The sequence below is a fragment of the Paracoccus aurantiacus genome, from assembly GCF_007993065.1.
GTDB classification, from domain to species: Bacteria; Pseudomonadota; Alphaproteobacteria; order Rhodobacterales; family Rhodobacteraceae; genus Paracoccus; species Paracoccus aurantiacus.
This window is the reverse complement of record NZ_VOPL01000006.1, coordinates 68387-94019: the sequence shown is the minus strand read 5'-3', so window position 1 is coordinate 94019 and position 25633 is coordinate 68387. Positions and strand designations below refer to the sequence as shown.

Sequence of the window (25633 nt, the reverse complement as noted above, 5' to 3'; positions counted from 1 at the left end):
GAAGAGAATGAGCAAGCGCGATGAGATGATTGCGAAATACGCCGCCGACATGAAGGACAAGCTGGGCGTCACAGCTGATATGGACCTGCTGACGAAGGTCGTGATCGGCTGCGGCCCATCAATCTACAGCGCCGACAGCGAAACGGTCGCAGCAAGCGACCCGGCGGAAATCGACCGAGTGAAGAACAACTTTCTGATCAAGAAACTGGGAATGGCGGACGGCCCGGCGCTGAGAGAGGCGATCGACAAGGTCATGTCCGACTATGGCAGCGCAAACCGCAACAAATTCCGCGCCGTGGTCTATTACATGCTGACCAAGCATTTCGGGAAGGAATCGGCCTACGGCTGAGATGGCGCCTGACCGGCCGCGACGCAGGTTCATGCAGATTGCGGCAGCTCAGGCAGAATTTCCCCTGCGCCGCGGCAGCTTTCGTCGCGGCGCTGACATTTTCGGCAACGCATTATCGTGAATATGGACGATTGCATGGCACCCCGTTAGGGTGCCGCGCGTTAATGATCGACCCTTGAATACTTTAATCGGCTTCAAAAGGTGAAAAAGATGAAACAACTGACCTCCGCCACCGCGATCGGGATGATCCTCGCCGCGACCCCCGCTCTTGCAGAGGTAACGCCCCAATCTGTCTGGGAAAGCCTGAGCAGCTATTACGAGCGCTATGGCCTTACGGTCCAGAGCGGGGCAGTTGATGAGGCCGGTGATACGCTCACCGTCCGCGATCTTGTTCTCAGTCAAACGGCCGATACCGGCGACACCACGATTGACCTTGGCGATGTCGTATTCACCGCGACCGGCGACGGTGCCGTGCGCATGGACCTTGCCGATCAGGCGACGATCACGTCGAATGTGACGCCCATGCCGGCAGAGATAGAAGAGGCAGCGCCGGAAGACGAGGCCGCCGGCGGTGCGGAGGCGACCGATGCCGCTGATGCGGATACAGAAGCAACACCCACGCCCGATGCAACCGCAGATGCCCCGGATACGGCGGCAGAACCGGGCGCGCCAGCCGACGATCAGTCCGCCGAACCAGCCGAGGCTGCGCCGTCTGCAGAAGACGCGATGGACCAGACCGGCGGCGACCAGGCCGCAGCCGACGCGGTAATCCCCCCGCAACCCACGCAGTTTGTCTTTACCGCCAACCTGGCCAATGAGGACATCACCATCCGCGAGGACGGCGACGCGATGGTTTACGATTATCTGCTGCCGAAGCTGGATATGACTGTCACCCGTGTCACTTTTGACGACGGCTCTGCGATTGAAAATCCGGCGACGATAACGATGAACAACGTCAAGGGCTCTGACTGGGTCGAAGGCAGCGACGCCGAAAAGACCGTTCAATCCGCAAGTGCCGACGACATTACAGTGGACATCGATCTGGACAAGGACGGCACGACCGCAAAGGGTCAGATCGTGATCGCGGGCATTGCCGCGAACAGCGAGACCTCCATGCCGGCAGGTGCGCCGAAGGCCCAGGAATTCGCCGATATGCTGAAGGCTGGGCTGACCACGAAGGGCGACATGACGCTTGGCAGTCTGACGGCCGATCTTGACATGCAGACCATGGACAACGAAGGCCAGCCCCGAAAATTCTCGATCAAGGCCGATAGTGCGGAAAGCGCACTGAACTTCGCGATAGATCAGTCGCGCATCAGCTATGCCGGAACCGGCGGTGCAGCGAATGCGGAACTGACCGTTCCCGATCTGCCCGCACCGGTCGGCTATGGTATTGCGGATTCGACCTTCGACGTGGATTTCCCGATCGAGAAGGCCGACGCAGCGCAGGACTTCAAGGTGTCTTACACGCTGAACGGCATCGCTTTGACTGACAGCGTCTGGGCGCTTTTCGATCCGCAGAACGCCCTTCCGCGCGATCCGGCAAGCGTCGATGTCGATCTTTCCGGGTCGGTCAAGGTGCTGCAAGGGCTGCTTGACGGACCGTCGATGGCTGACATCAGTAAGCTGGAAGACCCGAACACCCCGGAAGAGGAGCGCGCGGCAATCACCGAAGACCTCGCTGCGCCTCCTGTCGATCTGCGCGAAATCACCCTCAACAAGGTTGCGCTTTCGCTTCTGGGTGCCACGGCCGATGTCAGCGGCAAGCTGAGCGCGCCAGAGACAGGGACGATGGAAACGCCCGTCGGCTCGATCTCGGGCCGGTTCGAGGGATTGAACGGCACGCTGGACAAGCTGGGACAAGCGGGCCTCATCCCGGCTGAACAGATGATGGGCGTGCGCATGATGCTCGCCATGTTCGCCAAGGCCGATCCGCAGAACCCTGAAGTCATGAACACCGAATTGGAGTTCAAGGAAGGCGGTCAGATCTTTGCCAATGGCCAGCAGGTGAAGTAAAGTCACCGCGAAAGCCGACATATCCGGGCCGCCCGCATCGTCGTGGCGGCCCGGTGCTTTCAGGCCGCTGACACATCGCCGGAGGCCGCCGAGACGAGTAAGGACCGCTCATGCTGAAGACCCTGACCCACGCCCTGCTGCAAGCCGCGCGCGAAGCCGGCGCGGAGGATGCAGAGGCGCTTGCCATCAACGCCTCGGCGACAGGGATAGATGTGCGGGCCGGCCGGCTGGAGCATGCAGAGCGCGCCGACGGCATCGAAATCGGGCTGCGGGTCATGATCGGCGGTCGTCAGGCCAGCGTTTCCGGTGCAGACCACTCGGAAGACACGATCCGCACCATGGCGCGCCGTGCGGTCGCCATGGCGCGGGCAGCGCCCGTTGACGACAGCATTGGACTGGCCGATCCTGACCAGCTTGCGCAGGACCGCGATTCCACGATGCTGGAACTGTTCGATCCCGCGCCGGAACCCGGCCCCGCCGCGCTGGAGGAAATGGCGTTGCAGTCCGAGGCCGCAGCACTGGCCGTGCCCGGCGTGCGCACAGTCGAATCGGCTGGCGCAAGTTATTCAAAGCGCGAAACCTGGCTCGCGATCAGCAACGGGTTCGAAGGCGGCCACCAGCGCAGTCAATACGGGGTCAGCTGCACCGCAATCAGCGGCGAGGGGCTGAAGATGGAGCGCGATCACGCCGGCGAGGGGCGGATCTGGGCAGAGGACATGCCCGGCGCGGATGAAATTGGCCGCCTCGCTGGCGAACGCGCCGTCGCGCGTTCCGGCGCGCGCAAACCCCCGACAGGTGCTTATCCCATCCTTTATGACGAACGTATTTCGTCCGGGCTGATCGGTCATCTTCTGGGCGCGGTCAACGGCAGCGCAATCGTTCGCGGGTCCAGCTGGCTGCGCGATGCGATGGACATGCAGGTTCTGCCTGACGGGATAACCCTGCGCGAGAACCCGCATCTGCCCAGGATGAGCTCGTCCCGTATCTTTGATGCGGAAGGCCTGCCGACTGCCCCGCGCGACATTGTCAGCGACGGTATCCTGAAGGGGTGGAGCCTGGATCTTTCCACCGCACGCAAGCTTGGCCTGCAAAGCACCGCCAGTGCAGTTCGTGGTCTGGGCGGCCCGCCTGCGCCCGGTGTTTCGAACGTCATCATGACAGAGGGCGAGCTTACGCCACAGCAGTTGATCGCCGAAATGGGACGGGGGCTGATCGTGACCTCGCTTCTCGGGTCGTCGATCAATCCGACCACGGGCGATTATTCGCGCGGCGCGGCGGGCTTCTGGGTCGAAAACGGCGAGATCAGCTATCCGATCAATGAATGCACCATCGCCGGGAACCTTCGGGAAATGCTGATGCGCCTGACGCCGGCGAATGACGCGCGCGACTGGCGCAGCATCCGCGTGCCGAGCCTTCTGGTCGAGGGGATGACAGTTGCCGGTGCCTGACGATCTGGACCTGCTGACCGCTGCTGCCCACGAGGCCGGAAAGATTGCGCTGGAATTCTGGCGCCGAGAGCCGCAGATCTGGGAAAAGGACGCCGGTGCCGGCCCGGTGACAGAGGCGGATCTGGCCGTGAACGACTATCTTGCGCATACCCTTCTGGGCGCGCGGCAGGATTACGGCTGGCTGTCCGAGGAAAGCACCGACGATCCGGCGCGGCTGGACGCTGCGCGCTGCTTCATCATCGACCCGATCGACGGCACACGCGCCTTTATTGACGGACAGGAAGGCTTTTCGCATTCACTTGCGGTCGCGCAGGGCGAGCGGATTACCGCGGCGGTCGTTTACTTGCCGGCGATGGGGCTGACCTATACCGCCAGGTCCGGGCAGCCTGCCTTGCTGAACGGCAAGGAGATACGCGTTCGCGACGCCTCGCTTGACGATGCGGATATTCTGGCGAGCAAGGCTGTCATGGACCCCGCGAACTGGCGTGACGGGCAAGTGCCGGGATTTCGCCGCAGCTTTCGTCCCTCGCTCGCGTGGCGACTTTGCCTTGTGGCCGAGGGGCGTTTCGATGCCACCCTGTCGCCACGTTCGACATGGGAATGGGATATTGCGGCGGGAAGCCTGATTGCCGAATGCGCCGGCGCGACCGTGACCGACATGCATGGCGGGCCGATGCGATTCAATTCGGCGCGTGCGCTGGTGGACGGTATGGTGATTGCCGCGCCGCCGCTGCACGCCACTATCCAGCAACGACTGGCCCTGCAGCCCCGCATCTGAAACTGACTGCCGCGCCCGGCGGTCAGAATAGCGGGGGCAGGTCGCCGTAAGGGTCGCCACCGCCGGGCTGTCTGGCAACGATGGTCGTGCCAGGGCCACCCAGGACGGCGATTTGCTGGGCGAGCTGCGTGATGGACTGCGCCGCCGCCTGCGCGACCGCCGCCGGATTTTCGGGATCTACCGGCACGGCGATGTCGAAATTGCGGGTATGGTGCGACCCCGCCCCGCTGCCTTCGGCAGACACGAAATAGCGCCCTTTCAAGCGAAAATAGCCGTCATTCGACGCAAGCGCCTTTTCGACGCGCACGTCAAGCTTGTGCTGCGGTGGCGAGGCGAGCGGCCAGGGCTCGGCGATAACGGACGCGCCCGACATTTCCGAGATTGCCCGTGCCAGCGTTTCCGTAAAGGCGCGTTCCGGCTTGTCGGCCCAAATGATTTTCGTGTTCGAGCGCACGGCACCACCCTCGTCCTGCCACGGGATCGGATCGGCGGCCGCGTAATCGGGCAGCGAGACGGTGGCAAGTTCGGTTGCGCCAAGGACATCGCCCGCGACCTGCGGCGAGGTCGGCGGGTCGATGATATAGCGTTCGGTTCCGGTGCCATTGCCACAGGCGGAAAGGCCAAGGGCAAGCGTCAGCAGGACGGGTGAAAGGTGAAATTTTTTCATATCGCTATCGTCCCAGAATAAAGGCCTGCGGATTACGTTCGATCATACGCGCCAGCGATCCGAAGGCGTTGGCCGCACGGCTCAATTCGCTCAGCATGGCGCGGGCCTCGCGGTTGACGGCGCCGTTTTCGCCATAGCTCGCGACGACCGCCTCGGTCCGCGCTGCAAGCTGCTGGAAGCGGCGTGACAGTTCGGGAAGGGTCTTGGCTGCCTGCGCGACCTCGTCTGCGGCGACCTTTGCCGAACCGAGCGCTTCGTTCAGACTGCCCGCCGCATTGCCGTCGCGAAGGTCGTTCAAAAGGCCAGAGGCAGCTTCAAGCGTGTCCGAAAGGTTTCGCGGAAGCTGTGCCGCATCCTCGGTTCCCAGCATGGCGCGAAGATCGGCGAGAATGCCCTCGGCCTCGGCCGAAATTTCGGCGAAGCTTATCTCCTGGAACTTTACGGCCGCCGCGTCGATCTCCTCGACCATTTCAGGCACATCGGCCGCGGCGAGCTTGACGGCTTCCGCAGCCGCCGCGGCTTCATCCAGCATGCGGGCCAGATTTGCCGCTGCATTCGCTTCGCGCAGTTCTTGCGTCATTGTCTTTACGTCGGTCGCAGCCTGCTTCGCCTCGTCCAGCGTTTCGCGCAGCGCCTTCGGCACGGCCTGGGTGTCTGGCGAGGCTGCGACATTTGTGATCGCATCCAGCGCGTTCGTTGCCGATTGCAGCAGTTCTTCGATATTCAGGCTGCCGATACGGCTCATCAGGCCCTCTGCTGATGCGCTGATGTCCGATATTTGGGCCGGAAGCGACGGCATGATCGGATAGGGTTCGGCGGCGATGTCCAGCTCTGCCGGAGCGGCGGCGGGGTCTTCGACGAGATCCACAACCATCGACGTTCCAAGGAACCCAGACGACGCGACCCGCCCGCGAAGGCCCTTCGCCACGCGTTCCTGCAGGAAGCTCATCGCATCTTCGTGGTTGCTGTCCTGCGGAAGACCCAGTCTGCCGGGCGAGATGACGAAGGTAATGCGCTGGCGAATCTGTTCGTCTTCCGGCAGGCTTTCGTCGACCTGAACGCCAAGTTCGGTCACACGGCCCACCACGAGTCCCTCATAAAGCACATCGGCATCCGTAGCGAGGCCGGCGATTTCATTATCGACCAGCAGCGTCAGGCGCACATCGTCCTCGGCAGAGCCAAAGAGACTGGCGCGCGCGGTTTCCTCGTCAGGTTGAAGGCGATAGACGTGCCCGGTTTCAACCTTGTCGCCGCCGGTCGCCATGGTTGCAAACGCAACGCCGCCCTGCACAAGCTGCGACAGTGACGCAACATCCAGGCTGAGCCCGCGCGATCCGAGCGAGACCGAGAAGCCGGACGTATCCCAAAATGCCGTCGCTGTGGTCAGGCGCTGGTCATGCGGCGCTTCGATGAACACATCGGCAAGCACCGTCTCGTCGCTGTCCGAAAGGCGAAGGTTCTGCATCCGGCCCACTTCCAGACCGCGGAAAGTGACGGGCGCGCCCTCTGACAGGCCTTTCGCGCCGGGCGATGACAGCACGACCCAGGTCCCCTCCCCCGCAAGACGCGCCAGCGTCGGCTTGTCGAGTCCTGTGAATTCGGTTGCCGGCGGGCCCTTCTTGGCGTCCCAGAATCCTTCGATAAAGACCCCTGACAGAACCGTATCAAGTCGAGAGATCCCCTGTGCCGATACGACGGGCCGGACGATCCAGAACTCTGCCTCGCTGTCGATATAGGGCACGACGTCCTGATCGACGCGCACCTCTACGATCACGCTGCGCAGGTCTTCGGTAAAGCGCACGGCTTCGACCTCGCCCACGGTGATCTCGCGGAATTTCAGGGTCGTTTCGCCCGGTTTGATGCCGGTCGCGTCCTTGAACGTGATCGAGATAAGCTCGCCCCGGTCGGCATAGGATTTCCACGCCAGCCCCAGTGTTACCGCGAGTGCGATGATCGGGACAAGCCAGATCAGCGAGAAACTCGCCTGCGCTGCGCGGGCGGCTCGGTGGCGGACCGGGCTTGCCGGGCGCGGGGCGTTGGAATCGCTCATTACTTACTCTTTACGGCGGTGAAGCGGCAGTCCGCGCCAGATCAGGCGTGGGTCGAAGCTTTGCGCTGCCAGCATGGTGAATGCAACAGACAGTGCGAAGGAAACGGCGGCGGGACCGGGTTTGATCGAGACGACGAAACCAAGCTGGACGAGCGCGGACAGGATTGCGACCACGAACACGTCGATCATGGACCAGCGGCCGATGAATTCCACGACCTCGTAAATATGAAGCCGGGTGTGGGCCGCCCCGACGGTGGCCGGTTTCCCAGCGACAAGCGCAAGCCAGATGATCGCGATGAACTTCCCGATCGGTACCATCACGGAAGCCGCAAAGACAACCAGCGCGATGAACCAGTCGCCGTGCCCGGCAAGCTGAATGACACCTCCGATAATGGTCGCATCGCCACCGCCGCCAAGACCACCGAGTGAACTCGTGCGCATCATCGGCAAAAGGTTTGCCGGGACATAAAAGACCATCCCGGCCAGAAGCCACGCCCATACCGCCTGCAATCCGCGCCGGTCCGGTGGGACCAATGCCGCGCCGCATCGTTCGCAGGTGCGGTGATCTTCGGGCCAGACGCGGCCGCAGCTTCTGCATCCAAGAAGGCTGGCGCGATGGGCTGTCAGAATCGCCTGATCTGCATGATCGGGCGCGGGAAACGCATCGGCATTATGCACAGGCGCATCGGTCCCCGCGCCGTCGGTCAGGAAATCGCTCATGCGGACTGGACCATTTCGCGTCCGTCTGTCCGCGCCCCGGCATCCTCGATCGCGTCCCAGATCGTGGTCGAACACATGAAGCTGCGATTTGCGACGCTGACGAAAACGAGCGCGATGAAAGCCCAGAACGCCGGGCCGAAGCTGATCGTGGCAAGTCCGCCTACTTTTACCATCGCGACTGCGGTCCCGATAATGAAGATCTCGGCCATGGACCAGGGCTTCATCTGTTCGGACAACCTGAAGGCGCGCACAGCATGGGCATATGGCGGTCGCCCCCGCGCTAGCGGCAGCAGCGTATAGACAAGCAGTGCCGCGCGCAGCGCCGGCAACCCGATCACGGCGCCCAGAATGACAACGACAAGCGGCGCAAGAAACCCGTCCGAGAATGCCATCGCCACCCCGAACAGAGAGGTGCCATGCCCCAGCCCCATCCGCGAAATTTCAAGGAACGGGAAAAACACCGCGGCAATCACAAGCACCATCGTCGTGATAGCCAGCGCGATGATTTGCGTGAACGCCCCGGCGCGTGGACGCGCCAGCACACCGCCGCAGCGGATGCAGCGCGCGGTGACGCCGACCGGAAGCTCTTCCTCGACATGAAGCGCATCGCAGCGCGGGCAGGCGATCAGCCCTGCACCAGTTTTCATGTCATATTCGCCCTGCTGCATCATATCGCAAAGATACGGTCGCAATTGGCCACATCAAGACCAGATGATGCAGGCGTCGCACATTCATGTCATGCTGCGTCTTTGCTACTACAAGCTGCGTTTGCGGTTCGTTTGAGGCTACGGGATCATGGGAGGATCGCTTGAGCCAAGATTTCATCATCATCGGTGCGGGAAGCGCGGGCTGTGTTCTGGCCCATCGCCTCTCAGCTGACCCCGGTACCCGCGTGCTGCTGGTGGAGGCAGGGGGCCGTGATAACTATCCGTGGATTCACATTCCCGTCGGCTATCTCTACTGCATCGGAAACCCGCGCACGGACTGGTGCTATCGCACCTCAGCCCAGCCCGGCCTGCATGGCCGAGTGCTGATCTATCCGCGCGGAAAGGTGCTGGGCGGCTGCAGTTCGATCAATGGGATGCTGTATCTTCGCGGTCAGTCGCAGGACTATGACGGCTGGCGGCAGATGGGCTGCACGGGATGGGGATGGGACGATGTTCTGCCCTATTTCCTGAAGTCTGAGGATTATTTTGGCGGCGACGGCCCGCATCACCGTGCGGGCGGGGAATGGCGGGTCGAAAGGCAGCGCCTGCGCTGGGATGTGCTTGACGATTTCGCTCGCGCCGCGGCCTCGGTCGGCATACCGCAGACCGACGATTTCAACAGCGGTGACAATGAAGGCGTCGGGTATTTCAAGGTGAACCAGCGCGGCGGGATGCGGATCTCGACGGCGAAAGCCTTCCTGCGCCCGGCCATGCGTCGCCCAAACCTCGAAGTGCGCACAAACGCGCATGTCCGGCGTATCCTGTTTGAAAGCGGCCGTGTCACGGGGGTCGAGCTGCAAGGCGCTGACGGCACCACGCAAGTGCTTCACACGCGAAACGTGATCCTCAGCGCCGGGGCGATCGGCTCGCCGCAGATCCTTCAGCTGTCCGGGATCGGACCGGGCCCGCTGCTGCGCCAACATGGGATCGAGGTCGTCCGCGACGCCTCGGTCGGTCAAAACCTGCAAGATCACCTTCAGATCCGCTGCGCATATCGCGTCAGCGGCACGCGAACGCTTAATCTGATGGCTGCAAACTGGCTGGGAAAGGCCAAGATTGCGGCTCAGTATGCGATGTTCCGAACCGGACCGATGAGCATGGCGCCAAGCCAGCTAGGTGCGTTTGCGCGCTCTGGCCCGGATGTAGGGACCCCGGATCTGGAATATCACGTCCAGCCCCTTTCGCTGGATGCATTTGGCGAGCCGCTTCACGCATTTCCCGCGATTACCGCGTCGGTGGTGCCCCTTAGGCCGGAAAGCCGCGGTCATGTCAGCATCACATCGCCAGATCCGATGCAGGCGCCCGAGATCTCGCCGAACTATCTCAGCACCGAATCGGACCGGTTGACGGCGGCCCGCGCGATCAGGCTGACGCGCCGCATCATGGCAGCAGAACCAATGGCGCGGTATCGACCCGAGGAGTTCAAGCCCGGAGAAGTCGGTGAAAGCGACGCCGAACTTGCCGAGGCGGCTGGGCGCATTGGGTCAACCATCTTCCACCCGGTCGGCACGGCCCGCATGGGCGCCGATCCGGATTCGGTCGTCGATCCCGATCTTCAAGTCCGCGAAATCAGTGGATTACGAGTTGTTGACGCGTCGATCATGCCACGGATCGTGTCGGGAAATACCAACTCGCCCACCATCATGATCGCCGAGAAAGCGGCCGATCTGATTTTGCGGGAAATACGTGGCATTTGACCTGTTAACTTGGAATTAGGCGGCCGCCGCTACAACCTTCTGTGGACGCAAGAAGCAGGGGTGGCGGCATGGCAGCGCGCAGCGGAAACACGCCCATGGTGATCAAGCGGATCACTGTGGTTGAAGAAGGCGGGCATCACGGTGGCGCCTGGAAGGTGGCGTATGCCGACTTCGTCACCGCCATGATGGCGTTCTTTCTGCTCATGTGGCTTCTGAATGCGACGACGGAAAAGCAGCGTGAAGGTCTGGCGGACTATTTCAATCCGACCATCGTGCGCACTCTGTCGGGTCAGGGCGGCGAAGGCGTCGATCAGGGCGACGGCACGGGGCAGCCATCTGACGACGCGAGCGCGGCGCAGGAGGACCCGATGACGGCGCTCAGCAATCATGTCCAGAACGAATTGCAGGGGATCGGCGCGGAATCCATGCAGATGCAGAATATCCTGCGTCATGTCGTGACGCGCGTAACGGATGAGGGTCTGGTCATAGAACTTGGGGATCTGGTCGGCGAACCCTTGTTCAAGGAAGACACGTTTGAACCCACAAAGGTGCTCGATCAGCTGACAGGAATTGTGGCGCGCGTGATCTCGCGCACGCGCAATCAGGTCGCGGTGGCGGGGCATGTTCGTTCCTATCCGGCGATGCTGGCGAAGTCGCCGGTCTGGGATCTCTCCAATCAGCGCGCAGATACGGTGCGGGGGTTGCTGGAAGGCAATGGCCTTTCGACGCAGCGGATTCAGCGCGTGAGCGGCTATGCGGACCGTCGAAGCCAACCCGCCGATCCGGCCGCGCCGACGAACAACCGGATAGAAGTGATTTTACTGAAATGACACCCAAGGGCCGGAAGGCATTAGCGCGATCTTAAGCTTTCCCGCGCTAGTTTTCCGAAACGACTCACGCAAAGGGATGACCACATGTCGATTTCGTCTTCGCTGAACGCAGGTGTTGCGGGACTTGCTGCAAATGCCACGCGTCTTGCGACCATTTCTGACAATATCTCGAATTCAGGTACTTACGGCTACAAACGGGTCATTGCCGATTTCGAAGGCATGGTCATCAACCAGGCACGCGGTGCCGGTACTTACGCTGCGGGCGGCGTGCGGGCGTCAACCGTGCGCCTCATCGATCAGCGCGGGACGCTCGTCTCGACCTCCAACCCAACCGATCTCGCGATCTCTGGTCGCGGCATGCTTCCCGTGATCCCGTCGGTATCGCTGGACAGCCAGTTTGGCGACAAACCGATGATGATGACGACAACGGGTTCGTTCAGAACCGATGCTGACGGCGTTCTGCGCACAGAATCGGGCCTGGTTCTGCTGGGGTGGCCGGCCAATGCAGACGGTACGATCCCGCTGATGCCGCGCGACACGATGGGCGGGCTGGAGCCTGTTGTGATCAACGCCAACCAGACCGCCGGCGATCCGACGACAAAAATGGCGCTCGGGATCAACCTGCCCGCAACCGGGACAGAGGCCGGGGCCGCAACTGATCCACTGACGTCTAAGGTGGAATATTTCGGCAATCTCGGCACATCCGAAGCGCTGAGCATCAGCTTCACGCCCGAGACGTCGCATACAACAGGCACGTCGAACACGTGGACGATGCATTTGCGCGACTCCGCGACCGAGGATGATCCCCTGACTGCGAACGATGAATCCGTCATCGCGACGCTGACATTGATATTCGCCAACGATCAGACAAAGGGCGGTACGCTGGCGCAGGTTCTGGATGCTGGCGGCAATCCGCACCCTGACTATGACCCGGCGACGGGTACGCTTGGCCTGACAGTGGGAACGACCTCGACCTATCCGGGCGATCCCATGACGATCACGATCGGAAAGCTAGGCGATCCAAACGGGCTGACGCAGCTTGGTGACAACTTCGCGCCGACAAATATTTCGAAAGACGGCTCGCCGGTCGGAAATCTCACTGCGGTCGAAGTTGACGAGAATGGATATATTCGCGCCACCTATGACACAGGCTTCATTCGGACGATCTATCAGATCCCGCTGGTCGACGTACCCAACCCGAATGGTCTTATCTCGCTGAATAACCAGACCTATCAGGTCTCACCGAACTCGGGGTCCTTCTTCCTTTGGGACGCAGGCGACGGGCCTACCGGCGCTGTGGTCGGCTACGCGAGAGAGGGATCTACGACGGATGTCGCAGCAGAACTGACTGACCTGATCCAGACGCAGCGAGCATATTCGTCGAACGCCAAGGTTATCCAGACGGTGGACGAAATGCTGCAGGAAACAACGAATATCAAACGCTGAGGTTGATCTGTCATGAGCATCGCAAACGCACTGAACAACGCGGTAAGCGGGCTCACGGCGGCCGCCCGCGGAACCGAGGTGGTCTCATCCAACCTCGCCAACGCCTTGACGCCGGGTTACGGACGCAGGGAGCTTGAGCTTTCGTCTCGTCTTCTCGCGGGAAACGGCGGCGGCGTGCAGATCAACGGCGTCAACCGCATTGTTTCAAGCACGGTTCTGGCCGATTTCCGCCTCGCCAATTCAGGGCTCGCGCGATCGACTGTCAGCGCAGGTTTCTACACTTCGCTGGAGGCTTCGATCGGTCTTCCGCAGGACGATGGATCGCTGTCATCGCTGGTTTCCAGCCTTGAAACGTCGCTGATTTCTGCGGCAAGTCGCCCTGACAGCGAGGTCAGGCTTCGCGGCGTGGTCGAGGCGGCCAGCGATTTTGTGAAAAAGATTCAGTCAATCAGCGGGTCAATTCAGGAACAGCGCAGTAGCGCCGACCGTCAGATCGGACTTCAGGTCAACAGCCTGAATGAAAACCTGTCAGAAGTAGCGCGCCTCAACCGAGAGATAATCGTTGAAGGGGCGAACGGACGCGACACGTCGTCGCTGTTGGATGCCCGTCAGGCAGTGATCGATCAGATATCAGAGGTCGTCCCCGTTCGCGAGATGCCGCGAGAAAACGGTCGAATTGCGCTGTTTACCTCGGGCGGTATCGCGTTGCTGGATGGAAAAGTCCCCGCAACGTTCGGGTTTTCACCTGCAGGAAAGCTGACTGCCGAAATCGGGCCTGACGCCGCTATTCTTGGTAAGCTCAGCATAGACGGAGAGATTGCCTCGGATGTGCAGATGTCGCTGCTTGCCGGCGGCACGTTGTCAGAGCTTTTCCGGATACGTGACGACTACGGAATTACCGCGCAGGCGTCGATCGACTCTATCGCGCGTGAAATGCACGACCGCTTTGCGGATCATACGATTGACCCGACGCTTTCTGCGGGGCTATCCGGTCTGTTCACCGATGGGTCAGCCAATTTCGACCCGGCAAACGAGCAAGGGCTATCTGCGCGCCTGCGTGTGAATGCGAATGTTGATCCGGCGCAAGGCGGCGAGGTCTGGCGGATTCGCGACGGTATGAACGCTGCGACCAAAGGTGACGTGGGCAGCTCCAGCATGATCGACGGTTTCGCGAAAGCTCTTTCAGAAGCGCGCGGCTACACCGCGTCTGCGGCGTCGGGCGGGTACGGCAACCTTTCCGCGCTGACCAGCGCAGTCGCGTCAGAGGTGTCGGCGTCCCGGCTCTCGTCAGAGGCACGAAAGACACACGATGCGGCGCTGCAATCGTCGCTGCAGACCGCACTTTTCTCTGATGCGGTCGACAGCGATCGCGAGATGGAAATGCTGCTTCAACTCGAGAAAGCCTATGCCGCGAATGCAAAGGTTATTCAGGCGGTCAACGAAATGCTCGACAGCATATTAAGGATATAATCATGAATTTCGTCTCGGTTGGCGACCTTTCAAGGATATTCACGCTGCGCGGATCAAACGCAGCGCTGCGTTCAGATATAGAACGGCTGTCGCAAGAGGTGACGACTGGCATTCGCGCGGATATCCCAAAACATCTTGGGGGTGACCTCGTCCAGCTTGCGAAGATCGAGGACGGCCTGTCTCAGGCTTCCGCCTATCGCCAGGTCGCGTCGGAGGCCGCGTCTACCGCTTCTGCAATGCAAACCGCGCTCGGCACATTGCAGGATCTGGCTGATGTGGCCGGTGGAAGCATGCTGTCCGATACGTCGCTGGCGGTTTCCAGCAGCCTGAAATCGGTTGCGACTGCGACGAAGGGGCAGTTGCATGTTGCTGTGGCGGCGTTGAACACCAATATCGGCGGGCGGTTTGTCTTCTCCGGTACGAAAGTCAACCTCCCCCCATTAGCCTCTGGCGATAACGTCCTCGCGCAGGCGAAAGGCGCAATTTCTGGCGCGACAGATGCAGAGAGTGCCGTGCAGATGCTGCGGACCTGGTTCAATGCGCCGCCCGGAGCGGGAGGGTTTGCCGACAATGCCTACCGAGGCGCGGTCAGTCCCGCGGCAGAGTTCGGCGTCGATTCCTCGACCTCTGTCAAATTCGACCAAACGGCGAACGATTCCGGCGTTCGCGATATCCTTTTCGGCCTGACCCTGGGCGCGCTGGTTGCCGATGGTGCATTCACGGACAATCATGACGCGCGTGCTTCAATGATGCGCGCGGGCGGCGCGGCGCTGATCGCGGGGAATGCCAGCATTGCGCAATCGCGATCCGATCTTGGCATGACCGAACAGATTGTCGAGCGCAGCAAGACCCGGCTTGAAAGCATGATGACGAACCTGAAGATCGAAAGAACGTGCCTTATCGAGGCGGACAGTTACGAAGCGGGAAGCCGCCTGATCGAAGCCGAAGCGCAGCTTGAGGCATTGTTCGCACTTACTGCGCGTCTGTCCAATCTCAGCCTGGCGAAATATCTGTGAAAGCGCTCCTGACAAGTCTGCTGACGATCGTTCTGACCATGCTGCCTGCCAATGCGGCGACGGTTCGCCTGAAGGATGTCGTTGTCTTTGACGGTGTGCGCGGCAATGACCTGCTTGGATATGGCCTGGTCGTAGGTCTTAACGGAACAGGCGATAGCCTGCGCAATGCGCCCTATACCGAGGATATGATGGTTACCTTGCTGGAAAGGCTGGGCGTCAATGTGAGCTCGGATCAGTTTCGGCCAAAGAACGTCGCGGCCGTCATGGTCACGGCGGTTCTTCCACCCTTCGCGCGCGCAGGCAGCCAGATCGATATAACGGTTTCGGCGATTGGCGATGCGCAAAGCCTCATGGGCGGAACGCTGGTCATGACGCCTTTGAGCGCCGCCGATGGTGACATCTACGCTGTAGCGCAGGGCTCCGTAATTTCAGGGGGCGTTTCCGCGAAGGCCGACAATGCAGCGGTTGTCCAGGGTGTCCCTACCTCGGGCTCTATCCCGTCGGGCGCCAGGGTGGAACGAGAAGTGGATTTCGACTTCTCGACGCTTCGCAACATACGCCTTGCACTCAAGCAGCCCGATTTCACCACGGCTTCTCGCATCGAGAGAGCTGTCAATTCGAGCGGCGTCGGCCAAATCGCGGAAATGGTGGATGCCGGAACGGTCTCACTGGATCTTTCGGGCAGCCCGAACATCAACCCGGCACGCCTGCTTGGCCGGATCGAGAATATTATGGTCGACACGGACGGCAAGGCGCGTGTCGTGGTTGATCACCGATCCGGGACCATCGTTATGGGCGAAGATGTCCGCGTGTCGCGGGTGGCGGTGTCGCAGGGGAACCTGACGCTCAGAGTGCAGGAAAAACCTGTGGTGTCGCAGCCTAATCCGTTTGCCCAAGGCGAGACGGTCATCATTAATGAAAGCGCCGCGCTGATCACCGAGGAATCTGGCATCGGTTTTGCGGAAGTTCAGGGCAGCTCATCACTTTCCGATGTGGTTGCGGGGCTGAATGCGCTTGGCGTTTCCCCGCGAGATCTGATTGACATCCTGAAGGCCATCAATGCCGCAGGCGCGCTTCACGCAGAACTTGTCGTCAACTGACGGAGCGTGGCGCGTGATCGTGAAGGGGCTGGTGACGCGCGTCGTCGTGCGGCAGTTGAGACATCTGGCGTGTATGCTGGCGCCTGCCAGAAAAGCGCAAGGAAGCGCCTGCGAAGAACGACGCTGCCCAACATGGATAGCAGGGTGTCCGCCTTCGGGCAGACACGGAAAAGCTCAAGCCCATGACAACAGCTACATCGTCACGTTCAGCGTGCCGCCGTCAACAAGAAGATTCTGCCCGACGATAAACTGGGCCTGCTGGCTGCAAAGGAAGGCGCATGCAGCGCCGAAATCCATTGCGCTTCCATACCTTCCGACCGGAATCCCTGCCTGCCTGCGGGCGCGCGCTTCTTCTTTCGTTATGCCTTCGGCCTTCGCCGCGCCGCCATCCAGGTTATCGGCGCGATCAGTTGCGTGCAGGCCGGGCAAGATATTATTCACGATGACACCGTGCTTTGCCACGTCGCGCGACATGCCGGCAACGAAGCCCGTCAACCCAGTTCTCGCGGTATTCGACAAGCCAAGGATCGGGATCGGCGAGCGCACCGCGGCCGAAGTGATGTTCACCACCCGTCCCCAGCCGCGATCAATCATCCCTGGAACGCATGCCTGCATCAGCGCCACCGCTGTCAGCAGGTTTGCATCAAGCGCCTTGATGAAATCGTCCCGTGACCAGTCCCGCCAGTTGCCGGGCGGCGGCCCGCCTGCGTTATTGACGAGAATGTCAATCTGGCCTGCGACATCCAGAACGGCTGCGCGACCGTCCTCGGTTGTGATGTCTGCGGCAACAGCCTCGACAGATACGCCGTGGCGCTGGGCGATATCCTCGGCCGTCTTTGACAAGGCCTCCTGGCCGCGTGCATTTATCACCAGATCCACCCCCTCGGCCGCAAGCGCTTCTGCGCAGCCGCGGCCCAGTCCCTTCGATGCCGCACAGACGAGTGCGCGCTTTCCCCTGATGCCGAGATCCATGTCATCCTCCAGATTGGTTGCCGCAAGGATGCGCGCTGCGGCCGGATTGTCCAGTGGAACCCGCCGCGTTTCTGTGGGTTTTCAAGCGGGCGCCTTTTCGCGCGCAGATCTTCTGAGAATCCGAAACTATGGAGAAAGCCATGTCTGACCTTCTGGTAATCGCGTTTGATGATGAGACCTCTGCCTTCGATCTTCGGTCCGAACTGGTCAAGCTGCAAAGTGAATACCTTATCAAGCTGGAAGACGCCGTTGTCGTCACCCGACCAGAGGCGGATGACATCCAGCTGCATCAGTCACTGAATCTCACCGCTGCGGGCGCTGTAGGCGGCACGTTCTGGGGCACGCTGGTCGGGCTTTTGTTCCTGAACCCGCTGGTTGGTGCTGCCGTTGGTGCCGGGTCGGGCGCACTTGCCGGGTATCTGACCGACTACGGCGTGAATGATGATTTCATGCGAGAGATCGGCCAGAAGGTCGCGCCCGGCGGGTCAGCACTATTCCTGCTTGTCCGCGAAATGACGACCGACAAGGTTCTGGACCGCATTGCCGGCTACCACAAGAAGGGCCGCGTTATCCAAAGCTCTCTCTCAAACGCGGATGAGGAGCGTTTGCGTGAGGCATTGACTGACGCGGGCATGACGCCCGCATCGTCCGATGGAACCACGACACCTGCGGCGGGTGTGTGACGCAGGTTGGTTCAAGCGCTCTTGACCTTGCGCATGGCAGCGTGACACCACGCGGCCATGCGCCGTCCTGTTAACGCAAAGCCAGCCGAAATCGCCGAACCGCGCCGCGCGCGGCGCCGGCGTCGAACCGGGGTTTCCCGCTGGCTTTTCGGTTGGGTCTGGTATCTGAGCCTTCGGCTTGCGCTGCTTGGCGTTGCTCTCGTCCTGTTGTTCGCGATCTTCAACCCGCCGACGACGTTCACGATCATCCAGAACGCGCGGGAATATCCGATCGCTGACCGGAAATGGACGCGGATAGACGACATCGCGCCGGTTGTCGCGCGCTCCGTGGTTGCGGCAGAGGATGCAAACTTCTGCCAGCATTGGGGCTTCGACATGGCCGAGATCAGGCGCGTCATCGCCGCCGGACGGCAAGGCGGGGCATCCACGATCTCACAGCAGGTGGTGAAGAATGTATATCTCTGGCAGGGTCGCAGCTGGATCCGCAAGGCGCTGGAGGCGACGATGACCCCTATGGTCGAGGCGGTCTGGACCAAGAAGCGTATCCTGGAGGTCTATCTGAACCTCGCAGAGTTCGGGCCCGGCATTTTCGGAATCCACGCCGCTGCGGCCTATCATTTCGGCACAACGCCTGACCGGCTGACGCCGGTGCAGGCAGCGCGCCTTGCAGCGGTTCTGCCAGCGCCGAAGTTGCGCGGCACCGGTCAGCCAACGCGCCGCTCTCGGGCGATTGCGGATGGCGCGGCAACAATCGCGCGCGATGGGCGCGACAGCTGTTTCCGGCAGGATTAGACACGGCTTGCGAAGGCGAGGTCAGCGCCGGTGGCCCGCTGTAAAAGAACAGCGTCGCTTATTGTCGATGAAGCGCAGCCGGGGCAGTATCGCTGAATCGCCGCCTGTCCGGGCGCGGCGCGTTTTATCGCGTTTCAGCGGTGCGAACAAAGGCCGATAAATGAAGATCGCAGAAGCGGGAGACGAGGGATGAGCAAGGGGCGTATCGGGGTCGTGGGATCGAACATGATTGATCTCGTTACATATACCGACAGGATGCCAGCGCCGGGCGAAACGATCGAGGCGCCGGATTTCCTGCTGGGCTTTGGCGGAAAGGGGGCAAATCAGGCCATCGCGGCCGCGCGTCTCGGCTCTGCCGTGACCGTCGTCACCTGTGTGGGTGATGACATGTTCGGGCAGCAGCAGATACGCAATTTCAAGGATAACGGAATTGATTCCAGCCATGTCCACGTGATTGCCAACACGTCATCCGGTGTTGCGCCCATCTTCGTGGAACCGTCGGGCGAGAACTCGATCCTCATCATCAAGGGTGCCAACGCAGCGCTTTCGCCGGATCATGTGGACGAAGCTGCACCCGCGCTTGCGCAATGCGACGCAATCCTGATGCAACTGGAAGTGCCGCTGGAGGTGAATTACCACACAATCGCCTGGGCTGCCGGGCGCGGGATCACGACGATACTGAATCCTGCACCCGCCTCGACCGAGCTGGACGTGAAAAAGCTTGCCGGTTTGTCCTTCTTCTGCCCGAATGAGACAGAGCTTGCGACGCTGACCGGCATGCCGACAAAAACCGATGAAGATATTATCAAGGCCGCCCGCCATCTGATCGGACAGGGCATTGGGCAGGTCGTTGTGACACTTGGCGGTCGCGGTGCGCGGCTGGTGACTGCCGATGAGGTCGAGGAAATCGCGCCGGTCAAGGTCACGCCTGTCGATACCACCGGCGCAGGCGATGCGTTCATCGGCAGTTTCGCGCATTTTCTGGCGTCAGGGATGGATGCGAAGGCCGCCCTGCGTCAGGCCGCACGATATGCCGCCTGCTCGATCACGCGTCGCGGGACGCAAAGTTCTTACCTGACGGCAGAGGAATTCGCCGCGCTTTGATCCCGAAGGGCGTTCGCGGGTCGCGGATAAGCCGTTTGCACGCTGCGGATGCGTGGACCGATCTGAAAACCCTTCAGCTGACGCTGCAAAGTCGGCTTCAGCGCGTTATCCGCGGCCTGACACCAGCCCGGATCAGGCCTGCGCCTCTGCCTCAACCTGCGCTTTCGACTTCCGCCCGCGCTCCGTCGCCGATTTCAGCTGCCCGCAGGCAGCCATGATGTCTTCGCCGCGCGGGGTCCGGATGGGGCTGGCGTAACCTGCCTTATAGATGATGTCGGCAAATTTCTCGATCCGGTCCCAGCTTGAACGCCTATAGGGCGCGCCGGGCCATTCATTGAACGGGATCAGGTTGATCTTGGCCGGAATGCCGCGGATCAGCTTCACAAGACGGCGCGCATCCTCGTCACTGTCGTTCACACCGTCGAGCATCACATATTCGAAGGTGATGCGTTCGCTGTTCGACAGCTTGGGGTAATCCCGCAGGGCATCGAGCAGTGTGGCGATATTCCATTTCTTGTTGATCGGCACCAGCTTGTCGCGGACCTCGTCGGTCGTGGCGTGGAAGCTGATCGCCAGCTGGCAACCGATCTCCTCTGCTGTTTTGGCGATTTCAGGCACAACGCCAGAGGTTGACAGCGTGATGCGGCGACGCGACAGCGAAAGCCCCTCGCCGTCCATGACGACGCGCATCGCGTCGCGAACCGCATCGAAATTGTAAAGCGGCTCTCCCATGCCCATCAGCACGACATTGCTGACCAGCCGCGTCTCGTCCTTGGGTTTGCCCTGTTCAGGCCATTCGCCCAGATCGTCGCGGACCAGCATGACCTGCCCGACGATCTCGCCCGGCGTCAGGTTGCGGACCAGCTTCTGGGTGCCGGTATGGCAGAAGGAACAGGTGAGGGTGCAGCCCACCTGGGACGAGACGCACAGCGTTCCGCGATTCTCCTCGGGGATATAGACGGCTTCGACCTCGTGGCCGCCGGCGATCCGCAGCAGGTATTTGCGGGTGCCGTCTTCCGAAATCTGCCGGGTGACGACCTCGGGCAGCGCAATCTCGAATTTTTCGGCAAGAAGCGCGCGATAATCCTTGGAAAGGTTGGTCATGTCCGCGAAATCGCGCACGCCCCAGTAATAGACCCATTGCCAGATCTGCCCGACGCGCATCTTGACCTGCTTTTCGGGTGTGCCGGCGGCGATCAGTGCATCGCGCAACTGGTCGCGGGTCAGGCCGACAATATTCTGTCGTCCCGTTTCGGGCAGCTTGCGCGGTATGGTCAGCACGTCTTGCGTGATCGGGGCGGTCATGGCGGCAGAATCCTTGGGAAGGCAGCAGACATAATGAAAAATGGCCCGCCAATCAAGCCGGGCCATTCGATTGTAGAACTGTGTGTCCCGAATAACCTGCCAGTGGCAGGCGCTGCCGATTTACTGGCAGTTGGATTTTGCCGCATTGGTGGCGGCGGTGATGCCGGACAGGCTGAACGTATCAACCGTTTGCGTACCGCGCGACGATACTGCGGTCAGCACCGCGCTGGAGCCCGCGCGAAGCGCCGCGATCAGCTTCGCATCTTCCGACGATGAACCGGTCCATGCATTTTCGCCTTCGGTGAACAGGTCGAACTTGCTGCCGCCGATATCGACCGCCACGGTCGAGCCGGGCTTGAACGGATAGCCGCCGGTAAAGCTGACCTCGCCCGCGGCGCCTGGACGATAGGCGACATACAGGCGGATATCGCCGCGCTGAACCTCGACGGTCTGGCCGTCCTTGGTGTTCACGGTCGATTTGGGCGGAGAGACGGCCCAGCATTCCTTCGGGTTGCTGCCCGCAAATACCGTCCAGTCGCCTTCCGTTGCGACGACATTGGTTGATTCCTGTGCCTGGACGGTTCCAGCCAGACCGGCTGTAACTGCCAGAATCGCGGCCGCGCCGCGCAGCGTTTTGTTGATCATGTTCTGCCTCCTGCCGATAGCTTTCTTAACGATGCCTGTGGCCTGTGTTACTTGTCTTCGTCAAGATAACGCCAAACAGATGCGCGAAAAAACCCCATTCAGCAGGAAATCGCGCATTTGTCAGGAAAATGAGAGGAAGCGGAATCATGCCGGCGGCAGAACTGATCGAATTGTGGCGCGGAAATCTTCAAGAGGGGGTCCATCGCGGCCATGCCGTCATTCACGACGGCCGCGATATTATGGCCGCATGGGGCGATCCCGATGCGATCATCTTTCCGCGCTCGTCCTGCAAGATGGTGCAGGCGCTTCCGATGATGGAATCGGGGGCGGCGGATGCTGCAGGGCTTGGCCCCGAGCAGCTTGCCCTTGCCTGCGCCTCGCATAACGGGTCGGTGCAGCATGTCGAAAAGGTCGGGGCGTGGCTGAGCGGATTGGGCCTGGGCGAGCATGATCTTCGGTGCGGATGTCACAAACCCTGGGACAAGGCCGAGGCAACGCGGCTGACCTGCTCGCATCATGCGCCGAACCAGTTGCACAATAATTGCTCAGGCAAGCATGCGGGATTCCTGACCTGGACGCAGCATGCAGGCGTCGGCCCGGAATATGTGGAAATCGACCACCCCTTGCAGCAGGCGATCCGTCAGGCAACTGCCGAAGTCGCCGGGGAGGAGCCGGCGGGCGTGGGAATCGACGGGTGTTCTGCCCCGAACTTCGCCGGATCGATCAGCGGGCTGGCGAGATCAATGGCGGCCTTTGCCAACCCGGCCAATGACGCACGCGGGCGCGGTATGGGTCGGCTGGTGGATGCGATGCGTGCGCATCCGGAACTGGTGGCCGGCGAAGGCCGCGCCTGCACCGAGCTGATGCGTGCAATGGGCGGTCGCGTCGCCGTAAAGACGGGCGCCGAGGCGGTCTATATCGCGATTATCCCCGAGAAGAAGCTGGGTGTCGCGCTGAAGATAGAGGATGGCGGCACCCGCGCCTCGGAAGCGGCGATTGCCGCGCTTCTGGTCCATCTCGGGATGCTGGACGAGGCGCATCCGATTGTCGGCAAGCTTCTGCGCGACCCGATGAAGAACTGGCGCGGGATCGAGGTTGGCGGCCTTCGTCTCGCCCCCGGTTTTCCGGGGCATTCGCGTGTCGCCTGACGGAAGCGGGAGCTAGCGCAGATCGGGCGGCGCAAGCACGCGCGGCTCGGTCCGCATCCGGTTTATCATGTTGGACAGCGAGAACTCCATCCACTCGAACGGGTCGCCGACCGGCTGCCAGTCCGGGAAGTGGCCGTCAACATACATGCGCGAAAGCCCGTAAACCATGGCGCGGCAGGTCACGACAATCGTTTCGATGTCCTGACCGGGGGCAAGCTGGCCATTGTCGCGCGCCTGTTCCAGCAGCGCGACCATCCGCGCGCGGATCTGCGCGTTCAGACGGGTCGAAAGGTCCGACCCCTGAAAGTCGATCAGCTTGCGATTGCTGACGATCTGGAAATGCGTGGGATGCTGGCGGACCCATGACAGATAACCCAGGCCGATCCGTTCAAGCTGCCCCAAAGGATCGACACCCTCCAGCGCCGGGTCCTGCGCGGCGGTCACCGATTGGAAAAGGCGCTCCATTGCCTGTTCTGCGACGGCTGTCATCAGCGCGGATTTCGACTTGAAGTGGCGAAACGGTGCGCCCGGCGAAACGCCCGAACGTTTTGCGACCTCTCGCACGGTCACTTTTTCCACGCCGCGTTCTTCGATCAGGTCGATCGTCGTTTCGATCAGGGTCGGGATCAGATTGCCGTGATGATATGGCTTCGGGTCTGCTGGCATCAACACCTCCTGAGGGGAAGGTTAGACAGAAGCGGCAGATCGGACAATATTCCTGTCCTTTTTCGGCGGGGTCCGGCCAATCGCGCGACGGCGCAGACCGCAAAAAACCCGCGGCATCTCTGCAGCGGGCTTTCAGGTGCAGCCCCAGAAGGGGCCGTCCGCGCAATCAGCCCTGACGGGCCTTGAAGCGACGGTTGGTCTTGTTGATAACGTAGATCCGGCCCTTGCGGCGCACCACCTGGCAATCGCGGTGGCGGCTCTTGAGCGAGCGGAGCGAGTTGCGAACCTTCATCGGTCTTCTCCTCATCGCGGCGCTCAGCCAAGCGCCTTGAAACTGAAATACCCCCGGTCATAAGCCCGGGGGCGCGAAAATGGTGGGCGGTACTGGGATCGAACCAGTGGCCACTACGATGTCAACGTAGTGCTCTACCGCTGAGCTAACCGCCCGTTCCGCAGCGATTCGCGCCCATTCGGGGTCAAATTCGCTTTGGTTCGGGGGTCTATATAGGCAGTCTTCAGGGGTTTCAAGACATCTCAAGGCGGTTGGCGACAGAAAAACGCGGCGGTATAAAGCGGCCTGTAGCAGTCCGGCGGTGCCCGCCGGTGATCCGGGGAATGCGATGGAAAGCGCGAGCGATAACGCCAACATGCCACGCGACGATTCCGGCGACAATTTCAGCCATGTATTGCAGCGCCCGGCAGAGTGGGCCAGCGGCGTGATCGTCTGCTCGCCCCATTCCGGCCGCGAATTTCCGGACTGGTTCCTGGCCGAAACCTGTCTTGATGTTGCGACGCTCCGATCTTCCGAAGATGCGTTCATGGACCGCTTGATTCGGCCTGCGCTGGCAGCGGGCGCGGTGACGCTGACGGCGCGGCTTCCGCGCAGCATTGTCGATGTAAACCGCTCGGCGTCCGAGATTGATCCGGGTGCCGTCATCTGCGGCGGAAATCGCCCCACCACGCCCCGCGCGCTTGCGGGGCTTGGGGTCATTCCGCGCGTGGTGTCTGGTGCCCGCCCGATCCGGCGCGGCCCGATCACGCTTGCCGAAGCGCGGCGGCGTATCGACACCTATTGGCGACCCTATCACGCGGCCCTTCGCGAGGTTATCGACGAGGCGCTTGAGCGATTCGGACGCGCCATCGTGATTGACATGCATTCGATGCCGCATGAGGCGATCTCGCATCTGACGGGTCCGCTTCCTCAGGCCGTGATAGGTGACCGGCACGGCATCAGTTGCGGCCTTGCGCTGCGCGACACGCTGGCCACCCTGATGCGCGATGCCGGTTTCAGGCTGCGGATCAATTCGCCATTCTCGGGCGCTTATGTGGCGACGGCCTACGGCCGTCCGACGCAGAATGTCCACGTCGCCCAGATCGAGATCGACCGCAACCTTTACCTCGACCCCGTGCGGATGCGTCCTTCGGACGGTTACGATGACTGCGCGGCCCGTCTCGCGCAGGTGCTTTCGCAGGCGGCCCAGCTTCCCTGCGATCCCGACCGGTTCCGGGTCGCGGCAGAGTGAGCCCGGCCGCGGGCGTCTGGTCAGACGGAGATAACTTTGCCGCCGCCAAGCTGATCCTGACATGCGGATCTGGTCTGCTTGTCTATCTGCGTGACGATTTCCAGCATATCCCGTTTCCGGGATGCTGGGATTTGCCGGGCGGCGGGCGCGAGGGGGCCGAATCCGCGCCGGAATGCGCCCTGCGCGAGCTGCACGAGGAATTCGGTCTTTGCCTGTCTTCCGAAAGACTGCTTGGACGTTGGGTGTTTCCTGTCCCCTCTCAGCCAGGCGGCGTGGCGGTCTTTTATACGGGGCGATTGTCGCGACAGGATATTGCGGCCATCCGCTTCGGGGACGAGGGCCAATACTGGCGCCTGATGCCGGTTACGGAATATGTCGTCCACGCCCGCGCCGTTCCGCATTTCCGCGGCCGGGTCGCACAATGCCTGGGTTTACCCGCCCCCTTGCTCCACACTGACTGAGGCGGACATCTGCCCGCCCCAATCCAACATGACGAAGGCC

25 protein-coding genes and 1 tRNA gene are annotated in these 25633 nt (G+C 61.6%); 16 read left to right on the top strand and 10 right to left on the bottom strand.

Features of this window, described 5'->3' with window-relative positions:
• Positions 1-7 precede the first annotated feature (7 nt).
• The 4 genes from FQV27_RS14330 to FQV27_RS14315 all read left to right on the top strand — a co-directional run bounded on the left by FQV27_RS14330 (position 8) and on the right by FQV27_RS14315 (position 4591).
• The gene (locus FQV27_RS14330) at positions 8-349 is read left to right on the top strand and encodes a DUF2853 family protein (RefSeq protein ID WP_147099770.1); all 342 of its coding nucleotides are present in this window, start codon (positions 8-10) and stop codon (positions 347-349) included.
• Between the two features lie 210 nt (positions 350-559).
• A complete protein-coding gene (locus FQV27_RS14325; protein ID WP_147099768.1) occupies positions 560-2365 on the top strand; it encodes a DUF2125 domain-containing protein in 1806 nt (601 codons plus the stop codon).
• Positions 2366-2475: 110 nt separating this feature from the next.
• Entirely contained in the window at positions 2476-3813 is a 1338-nt protein-coding gene (locus FQV27_RS14320; RefSeq protein WP_147099766.1) for a TldD/PmbA family protein, read from the top strand.
• Positions 3806-4591, top strand: coding sequence for a 3'(2'),5'-bisphosphate nucleotidase CysQ (locus FQV27_RS14315; RefSeq protein ID WP_147100002.1), 786 nt, complete (start codon positions 3806-3808; stop codon positions 4589-4591). The genes FQV27_RS14320 and FQV27_RS14315 overlap by 8 nt, the downstream gene beginning before the upstream one ends.
• Before the next feature lie 22 nt (positions 4592-4613).
• Here the strand turns inward: FQV27_RS14315 and FQV27_RS14310 are convergent, their stop codons facing one another.
• From FQV27_RS14310 to FQV27_RS14295, 4 genes are read right to left on the bottom strand one after another with little or no spacing between them, the layout of a single operon-like run.
• Positions 4614-5258, bottom strand: coding sequence for a PqiC family protein (locus tag FQV27_RS14310; protein WP_147099764.1), 645 nt, complete (start codon positions 5256-5258; stop codon positions 4614-4616).
• A 4-nt stretch (positions 5259-5262) separates the two neighbouring features.
• Positions 5263-7308 (bottom strand): MlaD family protein, encoded by a 2046-nt coding sequence (locus FQV27_RS14305; RefSeq protein ID WP_147099762.1) that lies wholly within the window; start codon positions 7306-7308, stop codon positions 5263-5265.
• A 3-nt stretch (positions 7309-7311) separates the two neighbouring features.
• Positions 7312-8028, bottom strand: a complete 717-nt coding sequence (locus FQV27_RS14300) for a paraquat-inducible protein A (protein WP_147099760.1) — start codon at positions 8026-8028, stop codon at positions 7312-7314.
• Positions 8025-8675, bottom strand: coding sequence for a paraquat-inducible protein A (locus FQV27_RS14295; protein ID WP_246133115.1), 651 nt, complete (start codon positions 8673-8675; stop codon positions 8025-8027). Before FQV27_RS14295 ends, FQV27_RS14300 begins: the two co-directional genes overlap by 4 nt.
• Positions 8676-8836: 161 nt before the next feature.
• Here FQV27_RS14295 and FQV27_RS14290 point away from each other — a divergent pair, with 161 nt between their 5' ends.
• The 6 genes from FQV27_RS14290 to FQV27_RS14265 all read left to right on the top strand — a co-directional run bounded on the left by FQV27_RS14290 (position 8837) and on the right by FQV27_RS14265 (position 16294).
• Positions 8837-10432 carry a GMC family oxidoreductase gene (locus FQV27_RS14290; RefSeq protein WP_222611705.1) on the top strand — a complete coding sequence of 532 codons (1596 nt, stop codon included), beginning with the start codon at positions 8837-8839 and terminating at the stop codon, positions 10430-10432.
• Positions 10433-10500: 68 nt separating this feature from the next.
• Complete coding sequence (locus FQV27_RS14285; protein WP_147099755.1) at positions 10501-11262, top strand: flagellar motor protein MotB; 762 nt, start codon at positions 10501-10503, stop codon at positions 11260-11262.
• Positions 11263-11346: 84 nt separating this feature from the next.
• Positions 11347-12708 carry a flagellar hook protein FlgE gene (locus FQV27_RS14280; RefSeq protein WP_147099753.1) on the top strand — a complete coding sequence of 454 codons (1362 nt, stop codon included), beginning with the start codon at positions 11347-11349 and terminating at the stop codon, positions 12706-12708.
• Positions 12709-12720: 12 nt separating this feature from the next.
• Positions 12721-14178, top strand: a complete 1458-nt coding sequence (gene flgK / locus FQV27_RS14275) for a flagellar hook-associated protein FlgK (protein WP_147099751.1) — start codon at positions 12721-12723, stop codon at positions 14176-14178.
• Between the two features lie 2 nt (positions 14179-14180).
• Complete coding sequence (locus tag FQV27_RS14270) at positions 14181-15194, top strand: flagellin (RefSeq protein ID WP_147099749.1); 1014 nt, start codon at positions 14181-14183, stop codon at positions 15192-15194.
• Between the two features lie 38 nt (positions 15195-15232).
• Positions 15233-16294 carry a flagellar basal body P-ring protein FlgI gene (locus FQV27_RS14265; protein WP_147099998.1) on the top strand — a complete coding sequence of 354 codons (1062 nt, stop codon included), beginning with the start codon at positions 15233-15235 and terminating at the stop codon, positions 16292-16294.
• A gap of 192 nt (positions 16295-16486) precedes the next feature.
• Here FQV27_RS14265 and FQV27_RS14260 read toward each other — a convergent pair whose 3' ends face one another.
• Positions 16487-17266: an SDR family oxidoreductase gene (locus tag FQV27_RS14260; RefSeq protein WP_147099746.1), complete on the bottom strand. Its 780-nt coding sequence runs from the start codon at positions 17264-17266 to the stop codon at positions 16487-16489.
• Between the two features lie 140 nt (positions 17267-17406).
• On the opposite strand from FQV27_RS14260, the gene FQV27_RS14255 reads away from it, so the two are divergent.
• The 3 genes from FQV27_RS14255 (at position 17407) to rbsK (ending at position 19845) form a co-directional block, all read left to right on the top strand.
• Positions 17407-17949 carry a DUF1269 domain-containing protein gene (locus FQV27_RS14255; RefSeq protein WP_147099744.1) on the top strand — a complete coding sequence of 181 codons (543 nt, stop codon included), beginning with the start codon at positions 17407-17409 and terminating at the stop codon, positions 17947-17949.
• Between the two features lie 57 nt (positions 17950-18006).
• On the top strand, positions 18007-18741 hold the full coding sequence (mtgA, locus tag FQV27_RS14250) for a monofunctional biosynthetic peptidoglycan transglycosylase (RefSeq protein WP_147099742.1): 735 nt from the start codon (positions 18007-18009) through the stop codon (positions 18739-18741).
• A 189-nt stretch (positions 18742-18930) separates the two neighbouring features.
• Positions 18931-19845, top strand: a complete 915-nt coding sequence (gene rbsK / locus FQV27_RS14245) for a ribokinase (protein ID WP_147099740.1) — start codon at positions 18931-18933, stop codon at positions 19843-19845.
• Positions 19846-19977: 132 nt separating this feature from the next.
• Here rbsK and rlmN read toward each other — a convergent pair whose 3' ends face one another.
• Entirely contained in the window at positions 19978-21150 is a 1173-nt protein-coding gene (gene rlmN / locus FQV27_RS14240; RefSeq protein WP_147099738.1) for a dual-specificity RNA methyltransferase RlmN, read from the bottom strand.
• Positions 21151-21270: 120 nt separating this feature from the next.
• Positions 21271-21795 (bottom strand): invasion associated locus B family protein, encoded by a 525-nt coding sequence (locus tag FQV27_RS14235; protein WP_147099735.1) that lies wholly within the window; start codon positions 21793-21795, stop codon positions 21271-21273.
• A gap of 143 nt (positions 21796-21938) precedes the next feature.
• Here FQV27_RS14235 and FQV27_RS14230 point away from each other — a divergent pair, with 143 nt between their 5' ends.
• Positions 21939-22943, top strand: coding sequence for an asparaginase (locus tag FQV27_RS14230; RefSeq protein WP_377768697.1), 1005 nt, complete (start codon positions 21939-21941; stop codon positions 22941-22943).
• Positions 22944-22955: 12 nt separating this feature from the next.
• Here the strand turns inward: FQV27_RS14230 and FQV27_RS14225 are convergent, their stop codons facing one another.
• The 3 genes from FQV27_RS14225 to FQV27_RS14215 form a co-directional block, all read right to left on the bottom strand.
• Positions 22956-23609 (bottom strand): TetR/AcrR family transcriptional regulator, encoded by a 654-nt coding sequence (locus FQV27_RS14225; protein ID WP_147099730.1) that lies wholly within the window; start codon positions 23607-23609, stop codon positions 22956-22958.
• A 166-nt stretch (positions 23610-23775) separates the two neighbouring features.
• On the bottom strand, positions 23776-23901 hold the full coding sequence (gene ykgO / locus FQV27_RS14220) for a type B 50S ribosomal protein L36 (protein WP_042245282.1): 126 nt from the start codon (positions 23899-23901) through the stop codon (positions 23776-23778).
• An 80-nt stretch (positions 23902-23981) separates the two neighbouring features.
• A tRNA-Val gene (locus FQV27_RS14215) sits at positions 23982-24056 on the bottom strand.
• Between the two features lie 173 nt (positions 24057-24229).
• Between FQV27_RS14215 and FQV27_RS14210 the strand changes: the two genes are divergently transcribed.
• Complete coding sequence (locus FQV27_RS14210; RefSeq protein ID WP_246133114.1) at positions 24230-25132, top strand: N-formylglutamate amidohydrolase; 903 nt, start codon at positions 24230-24232, stop codon at positions 25130-25132.
• Complete coding sequence (locus FQV27_RS14205; RefSeq protein WP_246133113.1) at positions 25129-25593, top strand: NUDIX hydrolase; 465 nt, start codon at positions 25129-25131, stop codon at positions 25591-25593. Before FQV27_RS14210 ends, FQV27_RS14205 begins: the two co-directional genes overlap by 4 nt.
• The last annotated feature ends 40 nt before the right edge of the window (positions 25594-25633 follow it).